The following is a 17,479-nucleotide window of genomic DNA, read 5'->3' as shown; positions in this document are numbered from 1 at the left end:
TTGCTGCAAAAATACGGTCTGAATCGGTGGGTTGCGAAAGCTGTGCCAGAAATTGGCGAATGGGGGTGGCGGTGATGGCTATTCGTCTTGACGGCATTGGGTCGGGCGGCGAGATATACTATTCTCCAAAGGAGTCAATCGGAGGCTCCCCTAAACTCAGCTCGGAAGGAGCAAATGTTTAATAACAAGTCAGTTTTAATCACAGGTGGTACCGGCTCCTTCGGACAGAAGTTCGTTGATATTCTGTTACAGCGCTACAAGCCCGCCAGAGTGATCATCTTCTCCCGGGATGAGCTCAAGCAGTACGAGATGCAGCAGCGCTTCAATCAGCCCTGTATGCGTTACTTCCTTGGTGATGTGAGGGATCGTGAGCGTCTGGAATTTGCGACCCGGGATGTGGACTACTGCATCCATGCCGCTGCTCTGAAACAGGTGCCCGCCGCGGAATACAATCCAATGGAGTGCATTCGCACCAACATCAATGGGGCAGAGAATGTCACTCATGCCTGCATGGTGAATCAGGTCAGACGGGTGATTGCGCTCTCAACGGATAAGGCCGCCAACCCGGTGAACCTTTATGGCGCCACAAAGCTGGCCTCAGACAAGCTCTTTATCGCCGCCAACAATATCGTTGGGAAACGTCCCACGCGTTTTTCGGTGGTGCGGTATGGCAACGTTCTGGGTTCTCGTGGTTCCGTGGTCCCTTTTTTCCGCGAGCTACTGGCGCGGGGGGAAGAATCCCTTCCCGTAACTCATGAAGAAATGACCCGGTTCTGGATCACGCTGGAACAGGGAGTGGAGTTCGTGTTCCGCAGTTTCGAGCGGATGCAGGGTGGAGAGATATTCGTGCCCCGCATTCCCTCGGCGAAGATCACCGATCTTGTTCAGGCCATGAGTGACAATGGCGCCTATCGGCTGGTTGGCATGCGGCCGGGAGAAAAGCTGCATGAGATCATGGTGCCGGAGGAGATGGCGCATCATACCCTGGCGTTTGACGACCACTTCGTTATTGCACCACCCATCTCATTCTTTGATAAAGACAACGACTACACCACCAATAAGCTGGGAGAGTGCGGCCAGCCGGTAACCGACCGCTTTGAGTACCATTCCGGGACCAATCCGGATTTTCTCTCTGTTGAGGAGCTCAGGGAATTGGTGGCGACGGTATGATTCCCTACGGTCGTCACGAGATTGATGCTGCCGATGTGGAGGCGGTCGTCGACGTCCTTGAACATCAGTTCCTGACTCAGGGCGAGCAGGTTCCGCGGTTTGAGCAAGCGTTATGTGATTACACCGGAGCACGATATGCCGTAGCTATGAACAGTGGCACTTCCGCGCTTCACGTCGCCTGCCTGGCGCTGGGTGTGGGGCCTGGCGACATCGTGTGGACCACGCCGATGTCGTTTGTGGCCTCGGCAAACTGTGCCCGTTATTGCGGCGCCGATGTCGACTTTGTTGATATTGACCCTGATACCCGCAACCTCTCCCTGACAGACCTGTCGGCCCGGCTGCAGAGCGCCATAGCGAATGACCGCTGCCCCAAAGTCATTGTGGTGGTCCACTACGGCGGTTTGAGTTGTGACATGAAGGCGATCCGGGCTTTGACGGAGCCCTACGGCATTGCCCTGATTGAAGATGCCAGCCACGCCTTGGGGGCGAGCTATCAGGGGCGTCCTGTCGGATGTGGAAACTGGTCGGACGCCTGCGTGTTCAGCTTCCATCCGGTCAAGTCCATCACCTCGGCTGAAGGGGGCGCCCTGCTTTCCAACCGGGGAGACGTTGCCCGTCGAGCCCGGCTGCTGGCATGTCATGGCATAACCCGCGATCCTGCCGAGATGGTCGGACAGGCTGATGGTCCCTGGTACTACCAACAGCGTGAACTGGGTTACAACTACCGCCTCAGCGATCTGCACGCGGCCCTGGGTGTCTCGCAGTTGAAACGTCTGTCCTCGTTCATTGATGCACGACGCCAATTGGCTCGGCGCTATCGTTCGGCGCTGGCGGATCTGCCGTTGCAACTTCCGTCAGACGGCGAGGATGGCACCTGGAGCAGTGCCTGGCACCTCTATCCGGTAGAGGTATTGCGACATGATCGGGCTGACGTGTTTGAAGGCCTGCGCCGGAAAGGGGTTGGCGTCAATGTTCACTATATCCCTATCCACCTGCAGCCCTACTACCACGAGCGGGGATTTCGACCCGGAGACTTTCCTGCCGCTGAAACTTTCTATCATCGAGTACTGACATTACCTTTATTTCCCTCGCTGTCGGCCGATGAACAGTCAATGGTAGTGACTGCGGTGAAAGAGTGTCTGACGTGAATGTCGCAATTATCCCGGCCCGGGGGGGGAGTAAACGCATACCCCGAAAGAACATTCGTCTGTTCTGCGGAAAACCCATGCTGGCCTGGTCGATCGAAACCGCACTGGAGAGTGGTTGCTTCGACCATGTTGTGGTGTCTACCGACGATGATGAGATCGCGGCAATCGCCACTGCATGGGGGGCCGAGGTGCCATTCATGCGTCCGGCGGCGTTGGCGGATGACTTCAGTGGCACCACGCCGGTTGTTGTGCACGGCATCGAGGCCCTGCGGGACCTCGGCTGGTCTATTGATCACGTCTGCTGCCTCTACGCGACGGCGCCTTTGCTGACCGCTGACATTCTGCGCTCCGGGTTGGACAGACTGGCGGCCAATCCACAGAAGAAATTTGCGTTCTCGGTAGCGTCCTTTGCCTTCCCGGTTCAGCGAGCGATCCGGATGATGGCGGATGGCCTCGGGGTTGAGCCGATGAACCCTGAGCTGATTGGTTGCCGCTCCCAGGATCTTGAGGAGGCGTATCATGATGCAGGGCAGTTCTACTGGGGCACGAAAGACGCATGGTTGAATCACGAAGGTATGTTCAAGTCTCACAGCATTCCGGTCGTTGTTCCCAGGTATCGGGTTCAGGACATTGATACCGAGGAGGACTGGATGACTGCCGAATTTTACTGCCGTCTGATGCGGGGCGACGCTTGAGTCAGCGCTGTGCTGTGTTTCGGGCGGATGCTTCCATTGTCATGGGCAGCGGCCATGTGATGCGCTGCCTGACCCTGGCAGAGGCGCTTGCCGCGGAGGGCTGGCAATGCCGTTTCATCACCCGGCTTCACCGGGGGCATCTTGTCGATTGGGTCCGTAGTCGGGGATTTGATGTTCACTGTCTCCCTCCGCCACCCAGCGAAGCAGTCGCACAAACGTTGGGTGGAGCCCAGGCCAGCGATGATTTGGAAAGCGCTTGCACTCATGAATCGTGGCTGGGGGTAGCTTGGCAGGACGATGCGGAGGCTACCCTGGATCACCTGCGATCGACCTGTGGCGAGACAGGTCCCGATCTGCTGGTGGTTGATCACTATGCTCTGGATGAGCGATGGGAAAGGGTGTTGGCGAATGGCGTTGGGGCGATCCTCTGCATTGACGATCTGTCGGACCGGCGCCATCACTGCGCGTTACTGCTGGATCAGAACCTTGGGCGCCGAGCTCAGGACTATGACAATCTGGTACCGGATGGCTGTCTCCGGATGGTTGGTGCCCGTTACGCATTGCTGCGGGAAGAATTCCGTCGTTGGCGTGGCCTGAGCATCGAGCGTCGACAGTCTTGCGGATACCCGGGAGCGGCCCGCATTCTGGTCAACCTGGGAGGGGCGGACCCGGACAATATCACGGGCTGTGTGCTATCCGCCCTTGCCATAGCGGATATTGACGGAGAGACCTACGTGGATATCGTGCTGGGACCAGCTTCACCATGGCGTAGGCGTGTGGAAGAGCAGGCCGCGGCGCTGCCCTGCCGTGCTGCAGTGAGTGTTGGGGTCAATGATATGGCGCAGCGCATGCAACAGGCCGATGTGGCCATTGGCGCGGCGGGCGCAACCACCTGGGAACGCTGTTGTCTGGGCTTGCCAGCGCTGGTAGTGGCCATTGCCGACAACCAGCGGTTGTTTTTGGACCGAATGGCAACCAGGGGAATTGCCTGCGTTGCTGAACTGGCGTCATTGGAGCGGGACATCCTGGCTTTCTTTGACGGAATTCGACGGGACCCCGGCCTGTTGTACAGAATGAGTGAGCGGGCAGCGGCTGAGGTGGATGGTCTGGGTGCTGACAGGGTGGTCGCTGAATTGACGCGGACATTGCCCGCCGCGGGCTTACCGGAGCGAGCATGACAGATCAGGACATGACGCATCGGAAGAATGCCGAGGAACACGCCAGTCGCAGTGATTGGTCCGGGTCAGAAGTCTGCGTTCTGGCCAGCAGCAAGCCCTGGCATCGCGAGGTATTTGATCTTGAAGGCCGGTTGCCCGGAGTGACATGGGTTTGGGTGGCCTCGCCGGACGAGCTGGATCGCGTTCTCTCGCGTCAACAGGGTGTGCGGTACGTGTTTTTTCTGCACTGGCACTGGCGGGTTGCCGACAGCGTCTGGCAACGCTTTGAATGTGTCTGTTTCCACATGACCGACGTGCCCTTCGGACGGGGCGGAAGCCCGCTACAGAACCTGATTCTGCGGGGCTGCAAGGATACCGTCATGACCGCCTTGCAAATGGATGCCGGCATGGACACGGGCCCTGTGTATGCCAAGCGCCCCATGTCATTGGCTGGACGGGCGGAAGAGATCTATCGTCGGGCAGCGCAACTGAGCGTCGAAATGATTGAATGGATGATGATAAACCGGCCTGCGCCGGTGCCGCAGCAAGGCACGCCCGTGGAGTTCAAGCGCCGGACGCCGGACCAGAGTGAGCTGCCATCCCATGGACAGCTTGCGGACTTGCAGGATTTTATCCGGATGCTCGATGCGCCAACCTATCCGAAAGCCTTCCTGATTCATGGCGACTTTGTACTGGAATTTGAAGAAGCCTCGTTGACTGGAGATGACATCGCGGCCAGGGTGCGCATCCGTAAACGCCGGGATATGGAGAAATGATGACTGTAAACATTGATGGCGTGATGATCGGTCCGGGCTACCCACCCTATATTGTGGCCGAGCTCTCCGCCAATCATAACGGGTCTCTGGAGCGGGCCCTGGAGACGATTACCGAAGCCAAGCGGCGTGGTGCTCATGCTATCAAGCTTCAGACCTACACTGCCGATACCATGACCATCGATTGCGACCGGCCGGAGTTCAGGATTCATGGCGGATTGTGGGATGGCTTCAAGTTATACGACCTGTACCAGTGGGCCCAGACACCGTTTGAGTGGCACCGGGCAATGTTTGAGCACGCCCGGAGCCTGGGCATAACGGTGTTCTCTACGCCCTTCGATGAAACGGCTGTGGATCTGCTTGAGGAACTGGACGCTCCGGCCTACAAGGTGGCGTCTTTTGAAGTGACCGATCTGCCACTGATTGAGCGTATCGCGAGAACAGGCAAGCCCATCATCATGTCCACCGGGATGGCCAGTGAAGCAGAGATTGAAGAGGCCGTTGTCACGGCCCGTGAGGCCGGATGTGAGCAACTGGTTCTGTTGCACTGCGTGAGCAGTTACCCGGCGCCGATGGATCAGGCCAATCTGGCCCAGGTGGTTGAGCTTGGGCGCCGGTTCGACGCTGTTCCGGGGTTGTCCGATCACACGTTGGGCACGACAGCGTCTGTTGCTGCTGTTGCTCTTGGTGCTTGCCTGATCGAGAAGCACTTCATGATGAATCGCGATGACCAGAGTCCGGATGCCGGTTTCTCCATTGAGCCCGGTGAGCTTGAACGATTGGTTGTCGATACCCGTGATGCCTGGTCCGCTGTTGGACGGGCAGGGTTTGAGCGAGTGCAGGCGGAAGACAGCAATCGGGCTTTCCGGCGGTCCGTGTATTTTGTCAAAGACCTGAAAGCGGGTGACTGTATCGCAGAGGGGGATATTCGCAAGATACGGCCGGGTCTTGGCCTTGAGCCCAAGCACTACCCGGCCCTGTTCGGTAAACGGCTGGCCCGTGATGTAGCACGGGGAACGCCCGTTCAGTGGGACTGTTTTGAGTAACCATCACGTACACGGCAAGTGGGAGTATTGATGGCGGAGCGGGTTTTGATTGCAGCGGCGCATGCGGATGACGAGGCATTGGGGTGCGGCGGCACGATTGCACGCCATGTTGCCCGAGGCGATGAGGTGTACGCGGTGTTTCTCGCGGACGGTGTGTCATCGCGCCCGCAGGCATTGGCTGACGACCGGCGCAAACGCCAGCTGGCCGCCGGCAAGGCTCAGGAAATTCTGGGAATTCGCCAGTCCTGGTCTCTCGGCTTTCCTGACAACCGTCTGGACAGTTTGCCGCTGCTGGAGGTTGTCCAACCCCTTGAGAACATCCTCGGGGAAGTGGCGCCGCAACGGGTCTACACCCACCACCACGGTGATCTCAATATTGACCACCAGGTGACTCACCGGGCGGTATTGACCGCCTGTCGTCCATTGCCGTCTTCTCCGATACGGGCCATCTATGGTTTTGAAGTGCTGTCTGCCACTGAGTGGAACACTCCGGACGTTGCGCCTTTTTTGCCGACGGTGTTTGTGGATGTCAGCGACTTTGTAGAGACGAAGCTGCAAGCGCTGGCGGCTTATGGTGATGAAATGCGTGAGTCACCGCATAGCCGCTCAATGGCGAACGTTCGCCATCAGTTGGCATACCGGGGACACAGTGTGGGGCTGGCGTTTGCGGAAGCTTTCAGCCTCATTCGTTGGATAGAAAAATGAAAGAGCCGATTACCCTTGAGGGCTACCAGGTGACGCTGCGTGATCTGGCGACCACCGACCTGGAAATGGTTCGGCAGTGGCGCAATGATCCGGCCGTCAGTCAGTATATGTTTGATCAACAACGGATTTCCCCGGAGCAGCAAGCGGCCTGGTTTGAGCGCCAGAGTCAGGACCCGCGCCAGCGACACTGGGTCATAGAGTATCGAGGCCAGCCGATCGGTATGGCCTACCTCAAGGCGGTTCTTGAAAATGAAGACCTGCAATCGCCTTCCCGGATCGAGCCGGGGCTTTACATTGCCGATCTGAACTATCGCGGTAACATTCTGGCGTTTGCGCCGACACTGCTGATGAACGACTTCTGCTTTCAACGCCTGGGGGCTTCCTGTTTGCAAGCTACGGTGAAGGCGGACAATCATGCGGCGCTCCGTTACAACTGTACTCTTGGGTATCGGGAAGCCGAGCGACACGATGACCGGGTTTTTATTGAACTCATAGCCCGCGATTACGAGATGGCCAGCGGCCCGATCCGATCGTTTCTGAACCGACCGGTCAGGTCGCAACAATAGAAATAGGATGTGCATGACGAACCAAGACATTCTGGTGGACTGCTTTACCACCGCTCTGGCAATCACCTCGGACACGGTTACAGAGGCGTTGGCCTATAACAGTATCCCGGAGTGGGACTCCATCGCCCATATGACCCTGGTAGCAGAGCTGGAGAGCCGATTTGGCGTGATGATGGACACGGACGACATCATCGACATGAGCAGTGTGGCCAAAGCGAAAGCAATTCTCGGCAAGTATGGCGTCGCTTTTGAGGGGTAATGGTCAATGATGATCGCTTTGGAAAGGCAATACCCATGAGCACCCTGATGCCCGGACTGGACGGTAAGCGTGTTCTTGTCACCGGCGCCAGTGGCGGAATTGGCGAAGCCATTGCGCGGGTCTGCCACCAGGGCGGCGCGCATGTCTGGCTGGCGGGCCGAAATCGGGATCGGCTCGATGCCCTGGCCGGGTCGCTGGGGGCCGGGGCAACCGTTCTCGCCTACGACGTTACTGATGAAAACGCTGTCAAAGACGCGTTTCGTCAGTTGCAGTCGGAGGGACTGGACGGGCTGGTCAATGGCGCAGGCGTTATGTGGGACGCGGCCATGGCGATGACCAGCCTGGCTGCACTCAGAGAGCAGCTTGAGGTTAACTCGGTAGCCAGTTTCCTGCACCTGCAATTGGCCAGCCGGCTTATGATGCGTCAGAAGGCCGGCAGTATCGTGAATCTGGGGTCTCAGGTAGGCGAGCAGGGCAGCGCCGGCCAGGTTGCCTACAGCATGAGTAAGGGGGCCGTCAGTGCGCTCACCCGGTCTGCGGCCCGAGAGTTGTCTGCGTTCAATATCCGGGTCAACGCGGTTGCGCCCGGGTTCATCGATACCGAAATGACGGCCCAGTATCAGGATGACCGGCGGCGGCAGGTCATCGACCAGCTGATGCTTAAACGTGCAGGGAGCTGTGATGAGGTCGCGGCGCTGGTCGCGTTCCTGCTGTCGGAGCAGTCCAGCTACATTACCGGCCAGGTTATGGCTGTCGATGGGGGGATGCGGCTCTAGTGTTTTTTGCGCAGTTGTCGAAACATGGCAGGAGGCTGGCGGTTGTTGATGGGGATCGGAGGCTGAGTTATCGCCAATTGTCTGAGGCGGTCGCAGAGTTTCAGAAGCGCTTGCCTGAGGAGCGTTCCCTGGTTCTGCTGATGACAAGGAACGACCTCGAGACGCTGGTGGCCTATCTGGCCTGTTTGGTGGCGGGGCATCCGTTGCTGCTTGTCGACAGAGGGCTTGATCCCCAGCTGTTGGCAGCCCTGGTGACCCGCTACCAGCCCAACCTGCAGGTTCAGGGCGACGAGATCGTCCCGCTGCATGACAGGCAACTGCCGTTAGCGGAGGAGCTTGCGCTGTTGCTATCCACCTCCGGGTCAACCGGTTCGCCAAAACAGGTGGCATTGTCAGCCGAAAATCTGGATGCCAATGCCCGCTCCATTCTGGCCTCGCTGCCGATACAGGCCTGTGACCGCACGATTACCACCCTGCCGTTTCAGTATTCCTACGGTTTGTCAGTCATAAACAGCCACTTACTGGCCGGCGCCTGTCTGGTGATGAATGAGGAGACGATGGTCAGTCGCCGCTTCTGGGACCGTTTCCGTGAGCTTGATATCTGCAGCCTGGCGGGCGTGCCCTTCAGTTATGAGATGTTGCTGAAACTGCGCTTCACTCAGATGGATCTGCCGTCCCTGCGTTACCTGACGCAGGCTGGTGGTAGATTGCCCGAGCCAGTCGTCCGACAACTGGCGGAGTGGGCCGCAGAAACCGGAAGACAGTTCTTCGTCATGTATGGTCAGACTGAGGCCACCGCCCGTATGGCCATTAATGTTCAACCGCTTGCAAAACCAGGGGCTATCGGACAGGCGATTCCAGATGGCGAGTTCCGGTTACTGAGCTCCGGCGGAAGCAAGGTTGACGCCGCGCGACAGGAGGGAGAGCTGATCTACCAGGGCCCGAATGTCATGCTGGGATACGCCGAATCGCTGGCCGATCTGGCCGCTTTCTCGCCGCCGTCATGGCTGGCCACTGGTGATCTGGCCTGGCGTGATGAAGATGGCGATTTCTATATCAGTGGCCGTCTCAAACGGATGATCAAACCTTTTGGTCAACGAATCGGGCTTGACGATGTGGAGCGTTTGTTGGCGGAGCGGGGCATGGCTGCCCGCGCCGTGGGGATCGAGGATGCCTTGCGGGTGGCGTTTGTTCCGGGAGCCTCTTTCAGCGTGGAATCTCAACTGAAAGAGTGGCTGGCAAAGACTCTGGCGTTGCACCCCTCGGCGATACGGGTACGAGCGGTACCTGACTTGCCCGTGCGGCCTAATGGAAAGGCGGATTATCCGGCAGTGGAGCGGCTGTTTGATGAATAGTGGAAACCCTGTGTAATGAATGGCAGAAAACCAACGGCCGAGGGGGCGCAGGATGAGTGGCTGGATCAGCAGCTCGAGGCCCTGTGGTCTGCTGATCCCTTTGAGCTGCAGCACACTGAGAAGCGCCGGTTGCTGGTGCCGCTTCTGACCTTGCTGGACAGCCACCACCGCAGCCATTGCCCTGAGTACGAGCGGGTGGCCAGGTTGGGCTTTGGCAGTGTCACCGATCAAAGCCTCGAAGAGTTGCCTTTTTTGGCAGTAAGGCTGTTCAAGTCTCTGTCCCTGAAAAGCGTTGACGATGATCGGGTATTCAAGACATTGCAGTCCTCAGGCACCAGTGGTCAGGTCCCCGCACGAGTCTTTCTTGATCAGGCAACCAGTAAACGCCAGTCTCGGGCCCTGGTGAAGATCCTGCAAGGCAGTCTGGGCCGGGCGCGTTTACCCATGCTGATCATTGATAGCCCAGCGGTACTGCGTGACCGCACACTGTTTTCGGCGCGAGGGGCTGGCATTCAGGGGCTGTCTTTCTTCGGTCGTGACCACACCTACGCGCTGGATGAGTCCATGTCGCCAAACTGGCAGGCCATTGACGGCTTCATCAACCGATATTCCGATCAGCCGGTGTTGATTTTCGGGTTTACCTTTATGGTCTGGGTGCACTTGATCCAGTCCCTTGAGAGTAACGGTCGAAAGCTGGCGTTACCTCAGGGGGTGTTGATGCACAGCGGTGGCTGGAAGAAACTGGAAGACCGGAAAGTGAATAACTCTGAATTCAAGGCGCGGGCCCGCGACGCTCTGGGCGTGGAAAAGGTGATCAATTTCTATGGCATGGCGGAGCAGGTGGGATCGATCTTCGTCGAGTGCGATCAGGGCCATCTTCACACGCCTGTGTTTGCCGATGTGGTGGTGAGGGATTCGGCAACCTTGGCGCCTCTGCCGGCTGGTGAGGTCGGGCTGTTGCAGGTGGTGTCGGTACTGCCCACCAGTTACCCCGGACACAGTTTATTGACTGAGGATCTTGGCCAGCTTCTCGGAGAGGACGATTGCCCCTGTGGGCGCAAGGGCCGCTATTTTTCAGTGCTGGGTCGCCTGCCTCGCTCTGAGGTTCGGGGATGCAGCGATACCCAGCAGGAGGCCAGCTAGTGTCCGTCGTTGTGTTGGCAGGCCATGATCTGCCCAAGCTGGCCCAACAAACGACACGGACGTGTTTTGATCCTGTGGTGGTGGCCTTCTGCCAGAGTGTGTCTCAGTCGCTGCTGAAACACCCGCAGGCCAGACAGTACCCGGAGCTGGTCGCGCTGGGTTTCTGGCTCCGGGAGAGCCATCTGCGCCGGCTTCAGCACCGTGCCGACGTACCCAAAGGGATCGTCCAGCTGCCTGTTGGCCTGGTGTTGCATTTCACCCCGGCGAATGTGGACACCATGTTTGTCTACAGCTGGGTTTGTTCCCTGCTGATGGGCAACAAAAACCTGTTGCGGCTGAGCAGCAACGACTCGCCGGTCAAACGCATACTGCTTGGCATCCTGAAAGACCTGTTCGAGCGGCCAGAGTATGAACCCCTGGCGTGTCGCAACCTGTTTGTGTCCTACCCGCGGGATAGCGGGATTGGTGAGGACTTCAGCCTGATGGCCGACGCCCGGGTCATATGGGGTGGGGATGAGTCAGTCAGGGCGATTCGCCGGCTGCCCTGCAAGCCCCGGTGTCGTGATATTCCCTTTGCTGACCGCTATTCGGTGTCACTGATCAATGGCGACCAACTGACCACGGGGGATCTTCAGTCCGTAGCCGAACGCCTGTGGCGTGACATAGAGCCCTATCGCCAAATGGCGTGCTCCTCGCCCCGGGTCATCTTCTGGTTGGGCAGCGATGAATTGCAGGAAGCGCTCATGCGCTGCCTTGATTCGCTGGCTCAGGAGACCGAGGTGTCGCCGGGGCGTTCCATGGACCACCTGGTTGCTGCCCAGTGGTTGCAGGCACAGGATGCCGCCGCCGGACCTATCCGGTCGGGGCCGCTGAGCGTGGTGCCAGTGACATGCTTCCGGCCGGAGTTGCTGCTGACGCACCCGGGACAAAGCCTGTGCTACCTGGTGTCGATAGACAGGTTGGAGCAGCTGGAGCAGCAACTGGACGAACGTTGTCAGACGCTGTCGTATTGGGGGGTAGAGTCCTCCGCACTCTGGCAATGGCTTGAATCTTCCACCGGTCCGGTAATGGACCGCGTGGTACCGGTTGGCCAGGCGTTAGATTTTTCTGTGGTGTGGGATGGTGTGAATCTATTGAATCAGTTAAGTCGACAGGTAACGGCTTGGTGAATACAGTGACTGCGCAGACAGGGAAACAGGGGAAGTATAGGATTAGTGAGCCACTTGAGCCGGACTTTACCGGCGTTCCAGATGAGGTCGAGGTTTGTCGGGATTGGAATGAACAGTCGCGACCGCGGGTTTCAATTGGCTGTATTGCTTTTAATCAACGCCAATACATCGAAGAGACACTCCGTGGCTTTTTCATGCAACGGACCCGTTTCCCGTTTCACATTGTCTGCTATGACGACTGTTCCGAAGATGGTACTCGGGAAGTGCTGGAAGCTTACCACGCTCGTTTTCCAAACTTGATCAAGCTGATTCTTCCTTCTGAAAATCAGTGGTCAAAAGGAAAGAAGCCCTTTATAGATTTCCTGTTGCCCCAAATGTATGGGGAGTATGTTGTATGTTGTGAAGCTGATGACTATTGGACAGATCCCGAGAAGCTTCAGAAACAGGTCGACTTTCTGGATTCAAACAAAGAATTTGTATTGGCTACTCACGATGTCCACACGATTGATGTGTCGGGGAACATTGTCTCTAGATCACATCTTCCCGAGTTCTATAAGCGGCATTTTTCAGAGTTCGAACTGAGGTCTGGCTGGGCCGGCCCGGTCACGCAGGCAGTCATGTTCCGAAATGTTTTGAAGGAGTTTCCACCAGAGTTTCATCGGGCCTACCTTGGTGATATTTTTCTCTGGTCCCTTCTTGGCCAGTTTGGTGCCGCTGCCTATATCGATGATGTAAAGCCGTCTATGTACCGGCTTCATTCCGAAGGCGTTTTTTCCTCGTTATCTGATCCTGACAAATATGACATGCAAGCGAATACATTCTTTTGGATATATAAATATTACAAGCGTATCGGGTTTCGGAAAGAGGCTGTTGCATTCAAAATGAAAATGCTAGAGAAGCATTCCAGAGAGCTGGGGATACGTGAATGGATAGGCTTGACGGCGGTGCGATTTTCTGGGGCCAATCTCAAGAGTCAGATCGATCGACTGTTCCGTCGCTAGTCTGAATTAGATCGCTGATGACCTGGATGTATTGGCGAGAGGATGAATTGACAGTGCTATGTACAAGCATGATTGAGAGGGACTCGTTTTGTCTGATAAACCGATAACGGTGACTCGTCCGAGTCTCCCTGATCTGAACGACCTTCAGCCGTTGCTGGAGGAAATCTGGAAGAGCGGCCACATTACAAATGGAGGCCCATTTCACGCCGAGCTGGAAGCTCGCCTTTGCGAATACCTCGGAGTTAAGCATCTGTCTCTATTTGCTAATGGGACACTAGCTCTGGTTACCGGCATGCAGGCATTGGGGTTGACCGGTGAGGTTATTACAACGCCGTACACTTTTGCTGCTACCCCACATTCTCTGATTTGGAACAACCTAAAGCCTGTCTTTGTAGATGTGGAGCCAGATGGTTTCAACCTTGACCCAGCGGCCATAGAAGCTGCGATTACCTCGAAGACCACAGCTATAGTGCCGGTACACTGTTATGGAACTCCTGCAAACATGAGACAGATTCAGGACATCGCGAACTCTTATGGACTGCAGGTACTCTATGATGCCGCCCAAGCCTTCGGTGTTCGATATGAGGGGCGCAGCGTTCTTGAGTGGGGCGACGCATCGGCGCTTAGTTTTCATGCTACCAAAGTTTTCAATACCTTCGAGGGTGGCGCCTTAATACTGAAAGACAGGGAAACGAAGGAGCGTGTTGATCAGTTGAAGAACTTTGGGATTGTTGATGAATCAACCGTTTTTGCGGCGGGCATTAACGGAAAAATGAATGAACTACAAGCCGCTGTTGGCCTGCTACAATTGCAGAAGGTTAATCATGATATTCAGTCACGCCAACGGATATATCGAGATTATAGTACAGCGATCAATGGAATTGAAGGTTTGAAGCTGATGCCTGAACCTGTGGATACCCATTGGAATTATTCGTATTGTCCTGTTCTGGTTGAGGATGAATTTCCGCTTGCCCGTGATGAGTTGTACTCAGAATTTAGGAAACGGAATATTTTGGTGCGACGTTACTTCTACCCGTTGGTGTCCGAATTTTCAATTTATCATAATCCAGAAGCTATTTATGAGCAGGCGGAGAGAGCATCTAAGCGTGTTATCTGTCTACCTATTTACAGTGAAATGGATGGCCATGATTTTGATCGGGTTATTGCTTGTTTGCAAGCAGTATTGAAAGATTCGGTCAGCGAAAAAGGGAGAGGTTGATGAAGCTTGCGATAATGCAGCCATACTTTTTCCCGTACATGGGCTATTTTCAGTTAATGTCTCATGTGGACTGCTGGGTAGTATTCGATCATTGCCAGTTCGTTAATAAAGGGTGGGTTAACAGGAATCGAGTGCTCCACCCTGATCCGAGTAAAGACTGGCAATTTGTTACTGTTCCACTAAGAAAAAGGGGGCGGTTTGATTTTATCGATGACATTCAGATCGAAGCAGATACAGATTGGCGTCGAAGCCTTCTAGGGAAGCTGACGCACTACCGGCGTGCGCCATACTATGATCAAGCCAGATCTGTTGTTGAATCTGCGATCAGTTATCAGGGAGGCCAGTTGTCCAGCCTTCTTGTCCACTCTCTAAAAGTGCTCGCAGACTATCTGGGTTTAAGCACGCGATTTTTGCTTTACTCTGAGTTGAATCTTGGGATTGATAGTGTTTCCCATCCAGGGCAGTGGGCTCTAAGGATTTCGGAAGCGCTTGGCTCGAAAGAATACATTAATCCTTGGGGGGGGCGGGCGCTTTTCCGACCGGAGGAGTTTGCTGAAACTGGTATTGATTTGAGCTTTATTCAGCCCCGACTTTCACCGTATGATCAGCAGCGTCCGGTGTTCGTTCCTGATTTGTCAATTATTGATGTCATGATGTGGTGTGACTCTAGGAAAATCACATCTATGTTAATAGAGGACTATTCCGTTCTCAGGCTTTCGGGGGATACCGATGAGTGATGATTACATGCATAAAGAGTATCCGAAGCGCTTCGACCGTACGTCTTTCTGGGAGCAGATAAAGAGAACTGTGAATGGCAAGCCTGTGAGCGAACAGGACATTAACATGATTGTCGATCAGATAAAGCGGTCTCTGAAACCTCGATCATCAGATAACTTGCTGGATCTTGGTTGTGGTAATGCAGCCCTGGCTAGCTATCTTTTCGATTGTGTTGATGGCTATTATGGCGTTGATTTCTCTGAGTATCTCATTGGGGTCGCCCGCGAGTTCTTTAGTAACCAGCAAAGTACTCATTACTATTGCGATGATATCGTGAGCTTCTCAAACTCTTTTTTGAACCCTGAGGTTATTGATAAGATCCTCATCTATGGGGTGATTTCATATCTCTCCAAGCAAGAGGTCGAGCAGTTGATTACAACAATTTCAGAGCGTTTCTGCTCATGTCGACGGGTTTTTATCGGTAATGTTCCAAGTCGTGAGTATGCCGATGCTTTTTTTAAGCGCCGGGCGGTAGAGGACTACCAACTGGATGATCCGAAATCGGCCATCGGGGTATGGTGGACTCCAGAAGAGTTCGAAGAAATTGGTGGATGCCGAGGGTTTGATGTCGAAATACTGACCATGCCGGAATCGTTCTATGGAACTGGATACCGCTTTGATGTATTGATGACAAGGAGCGCTCGTGGGTGTGACTGACGGATTACCACCTAATCTGCTCTCGACTTCAAATCTTTACGAGCCGCAAGAGGAGCGTATCCACGGGTATCTTGACCAGTGGATGAATGAGGGAGGGCACTCTTGTCCAGGAGTTCTGGTCTCGCTTCTTGAGCAACGGCTGTGTGAGTATCATCAATCCAAGTACTGTGTTGTGTTGTCCACTGGATTCTGGGCATTAGTGGCTTGCCTTCGCCTAAAAGCAAGTGAAGGCAGGGAAGTTATTATCCCTTCTTTGACTTATCGTCGATTGGCCGATGTAGTTTTTTGGGCTGGTAAAGTACCTCGATTTGTTGATGTGGATGTTGAGACACTGGCGATATCCCCGGATGCTGTTGATAGAGCTATTAACGAGCAAACGGCGGCTATCCTAGCCGTTCATCCTGTCGTTAACTGTTGTAACGTCAGTGCCCTGTTGAGCTTGGCGGAGGATCGGAAGGTTCCAATTGTGTTTGATGCGGTTGAATCCGTGCACGAAACATGGAGAGGCAAAAGGGTTGGGTCTTTCGGCGTGGGGGAGGTTTTTTCTCTGCATGCGAGCAAGCTTATCAACGGGCTGGAAGGAGGCTATGTCTGTTTGAACGATCCTGAGCTGATGCGCCGACTTTGCGATTTTCGAAGTCGAAAAAATACTACGTCATCTATTGCAACGCCTGGTGAGTGGTTGCCCTCAGAAATGCCTGATATGCATGCAGCATTTGCCCTCGCCGGGCTCGACGAAATTCAATTGAACGTCGCGCACAACCAGTATATTTATCAGCTCTATCAGGAAAAGCTGAAGAACGTCAAAGGTCTTAGATTGTTAATGTTTGATGAGCTTGAACAGACCTCATTCAAGAACATTGTAGTAGAGGTGGCAGCAGAGAGTCCTCGTACCCGGGATGAATTGGTTGAACTTCTGAATCAAAAAGGGATACTGGCTCGACGATACTACTCTCCGCCGCTGCACTGTAAATCCTATGAGTTCCCAGTCTTGTGTCCAGAGAAGTTGGTGAATACGGATAGAGTCTCGGATCGATTTATGAATCTGCCATGCGGTTATCGTGTATCCGAGGTGGGAGTTGCACGAGTAGTTTCAGTGCTGGAAAAGGCGCTGTCGGAGAAGAAGGTCAATTAGATGGAACCATTTAATGCCCATTCAGTGGCAAGTCGGCTTCTAGCCAATCGATATTTTACCAACCATGGGCCATTAGCTTGCTTGCTGGAGAAGCAGCTAGCTGATTGGTTTAGTATCCCCCATGCCGTTGTGGTCGGGAGTTCTGATCTTGGTCTATTGATCGCACTCATCGGAATGAAGGATTTCGGTTATTCGCGTCTGATTCATGAGCGGGATAAGCCTGTCCCAAAGCTGCTTCATGCTGGAGCATTCTGCGGACTTGGAGTCTGTTCTCTCGCAGAAATGGAACGCCTTTCTACGAAAGAGGACTTCCTGTTCCGCACGCTGGGGTCTCTAGCTGCATTGGAGCTCAACGTTGGCGTGTCAGAATGGAGTCAGGTTTGGGAGCTGGAGGCGAGCTGGTGGTTAGAGCAGAGACCACAGACCGTATTGCCCTCGCCACTGCTGATTACTTTGCCGACGCTGGGCGGCGGTGCGGCGCTTTTGTTCAAGTGCGGCGAAGCTGCGGAGCGGGCCCGAAACATACGGAGCAGCTACGGCATACAGCAGACTATCCCGGTTTTTGTAACTTGTAACGGTCGATACTCAGAAGCACAGGCCGGAGCCGTGCTGGATTTCCTGAATTGGCAAAACCGATGAGCGTGAGCTTAGGGCCTGAAGTCAAACAATAAGTGCAGCACCACTCGTTGGTAGTGCCCCGGAATATTCTCCCCAGAACACCTCCGCCG

General features: G+C 55.1%; 19 protein-coding genes. All 19 read left to right on the top strand.

The window, feature by feature from the left end; all coding sequences use genetic code 11:
* Positions 1–174 precede the first annotated feature (174 nt).
* The 19 genes from pseB to MLD24_RS19730 all read left to right on the top strand — a co-directional run bounded on the left by pseB (position 175) and on the right by MLD24_RS19730 (position 17,390).
* Positions 175–1,170, top strand: a complete 996-nt coding sequence (gene pseB, locus MLD24_RS19820) for a UDP-N-acetylglucosamine 4,6-dehydratase (inverting) (protein WP_248168808.1) — start codon at positions 175–177, stop codon at positions 1,168–1,170.
* The gene (gene pseC, locus MLD24_RS19815; protein ID WP_248168806.1) at positions 1,167–2,318 is read left to right on the top strand and encodes a UDP-4-amino-4,6-dideoxy-N-acetyl-beta-L-altrosamine transaminase; all 1,152 of its coding nucleotides are present in this window, start codon (positions 1,167–1,169) and stop codon (positions 2,316–2,318) included. Before pseB ends, pseC begins: the two co-directional genes overlap by 4 nt.
* Positions 2,315–3,013, top strand: a complete 699-nt coding sequence (gene pseF, locus MLD24_RS19810) for a pseudaminic acid cytidylyltransferase (protein WP_248168804.1) — start codon at positions 2,315–2,317, stop codon at positions 3,011–3,013. The genes pseC and pseF overlap by 4 nt, the downstream gene beginning before the upstream one ends.
* Complete coding sequence (pseG, locus tag MLD24_RS19805) at positions 3,010–4,191, top strand: UDP-2,4-diacetamido-2,4,6-trideoxy-beta-L-altropyranose hydrolase (protein WP_248168802.1); 1,182 nt, start codon at positions 3,010–3,012, stop codon at positions 4,189–4,191. Before pseF ends, pseG begins: the two co-directional genes overlap by 4 nt.
* The gene (locus tag MLD24_RS19800; protein ID WP_248168800.1) at positions 4,188–4,946 is read left to right on the top strand and encodes a formyl transferase; all 759 of its coding nucleotides are present in this window, start codon (positions 4,188–4,190) and stop codon (positions 4,944–4,946) included. The genes pseG and MLD24_RS19800 overlap by 4 nt, the downstream gene beginning before the upstream one ends.
* On the top strand, positions 4,946–5,989 hold the full coding sequence (pseI, locus tag MLD24_RS19795) for a pseudaminic acid synthase (RefSeq protein ID WP_248168798.1): 1,044 nt from the start codon (positions 4,946–4,948) through the stop codon (positions 5,987–5,989). The genes MLD24_RS19800 and pseI overlap by 1 nt, the downstream gene beginning before the upstream one ends.
* A gap of 30 nt (positions 5,990–6,019) precedes the next feature.
* A complete protein-coding gene (locus MLD24_RS19790; protein ID WP_248168796.1) occupies positions 6,020–6,694 on the top strand; it encodes a PIG-L deacetylase family protein in 675 nt (224 codons plus the stop codon).
* On the top strand, positions 6,691–7,260 hold the full coding sequence (locus MLD24_RS19785) for a GNAT family N-acetyltransferase (RefSeq protein WP_248168794.1): 570 nt from the start codon (positions 6,691–6,693) through the stop codon (positions 7,258–7,260). Before MLD24_RS19790 ends, MLD24_RS19785 begins: the two co-directional genes overlap by 4 nt.
* Positions 7,261–7,273: 13 nt before the next feature.
* The gene (locus MLD24_RS19780; protein ID WP_248168792.1) at positions 7,274–7,519 is read left to right on the top strand and encodes an acyl carrier protein; all 246 of its coding nucleotides are present in this window, start codon (positions 7,274–7,276) and stop codon (positions 7,517–7,519) included.
* Between the two features lie 35 nt (positions 7,520–7,554).
* Positions 7,555–8,295 (top strand): SDR family NAD(P)-dependent oxidoreductase, encoded by a 741-nt coding sequence (locus tag MLD24_RS19775; RefSeq protein WP_248168790.1) that lies wholly within the window; start codon positions 7,555–7,557, stop codon positions 8,293–8,295.
* Positions 8,295–9,650 (top strand): AMP-binding protein, encoded by a 1,356-nt coding sequence (locus MLD24_RS19770; RefSeq protein ID WP_248168788.1) that lies wholly within the window; start codon positions 8,295–8,297, stop codon positions 9,648–9,650. The genes MLD24_RS19775 and MLD24_RS19770 overlap by 1 nt, the downstream gene beginning before the upstream one ends.
* Before the next feature lie 15 nt (positions 9,651–9,665).
* On the top strand, positions 9,666–10,793 hold the full coding sequence (locus MLD24_RS19765) for a LuxE/PaaK family acyltransferase (protein WP_248168786.1): 1,128 nt from the start codon (positions 9,666–9,668) through the stop codon (positions 10,791–10,793).
* Positions 10,793–11,962: an acyl-CoA reductase gene (locus MLD24_RS19760; RefSeq protein WP_248168785.1), complete on the top strand. Its 1,170-nt coding sequence runs from the start codon at positions 10,793–10,795 to the stop codon at positions 11,960–11,962. Before MLD24_RS19765 ends, MLD24_RS19760 begins: the two co-directional genes overlap by 1 nt.
* A complete protein-coding gene (locus tag MLD24_RS19755) occupies positions 11,959–12,963 on the top strand; it encodes a glycosyltransferase family 2 protein (protein ID WP_248168783.1) in 1,005 nt (334 codons plus the stop codon). Before MLD24_RS19760 ends, MLD24_RS19755 begins: the two co-directional genes overlap by 4 nt.
* 88 nt (positions 12,964–13,051) lie before the next feature.
* Complete coding sequence (locus tag MLD24_RS19750) at positions 13,052–14,182, top strand: DegT/DnrJ/EryC1/StrS family aminotransferase (RefSeq protein ID WP_248168781.1); 1,131 nt, start codon at positions 13,052–13,054, stop codon at positions 14,180–14,182.
* Entirely contained in the window at positions 14,182–14,919 is a 738-nt protein-coding gene (locus MLD24_RS19745; protein ID WP_248168779.1) for a WbqC family protein, read from the top strand. The genes MLD24_RS19750 and MLD24_RS19745 overlap by 1 nt, the downstream gene beginning before the upstream one ends.
* Positions 14,912–15,616 carry a class I SAM-dependent methyltransferase gene (locus MLD24_RS19740; RefSeq protein ID WP_248168777.1) on the top strand — a complete coding sequence of 235 codons (705 nt, stop codon included), beginning with the start codon at positions 14,912–14,914 and terminating at the stop codon, positions 15,614–15,616. The genes MLD24_RS19745 and MLD24_RS19740 overlap by 8 nt, the downstream gene beginning before the upstream one ends.
* Positions 15,603–16,751, top strand: a complete 1,149-nt coding sequence (locus tag MLD24_RS19735) for a DegT/DnrJ/EryC1/StrS family aminotransferase (protein WP_248168775.1) — start codon at positions 15,603–15,605, stop codon at positions 16,749–16,751. The genes MLD24_RS19740 and MLD24_RS19735 overlap by 14 nt, the downstream gene beginning before the upstream one ends.
* Positions 16,752–17,390: a hypothetical protein gene (locus MLD24_RS19730; protein WP_248168773.1), complete on the top strand. Its 639-nt coding sequence runs from the start codon at positions 16,752–16,754 to the stop codon at positions 17,388–17,390. It abuts the gene before it with no gap.
* The last annotated feature ends 89 nt before the right edge of the window (positions 17,391–17,479 follow it).

Origin of the sequence: Marinobacter xestospongiae (assembly GCF_023156385.1) — a bacterium.
GTDB classification, from domain to species: Bacteria; Pseudomonadota; Gammaproteobacteria; order Pseudomonadales; family Oleiphilaceae; genus Marinobacter; species Marinobacter xestospongiae.
Note: the sequence above shows the minus strand (reverse complement) of the source record. Positions and strands in the feature narration are given on the sequence as shown.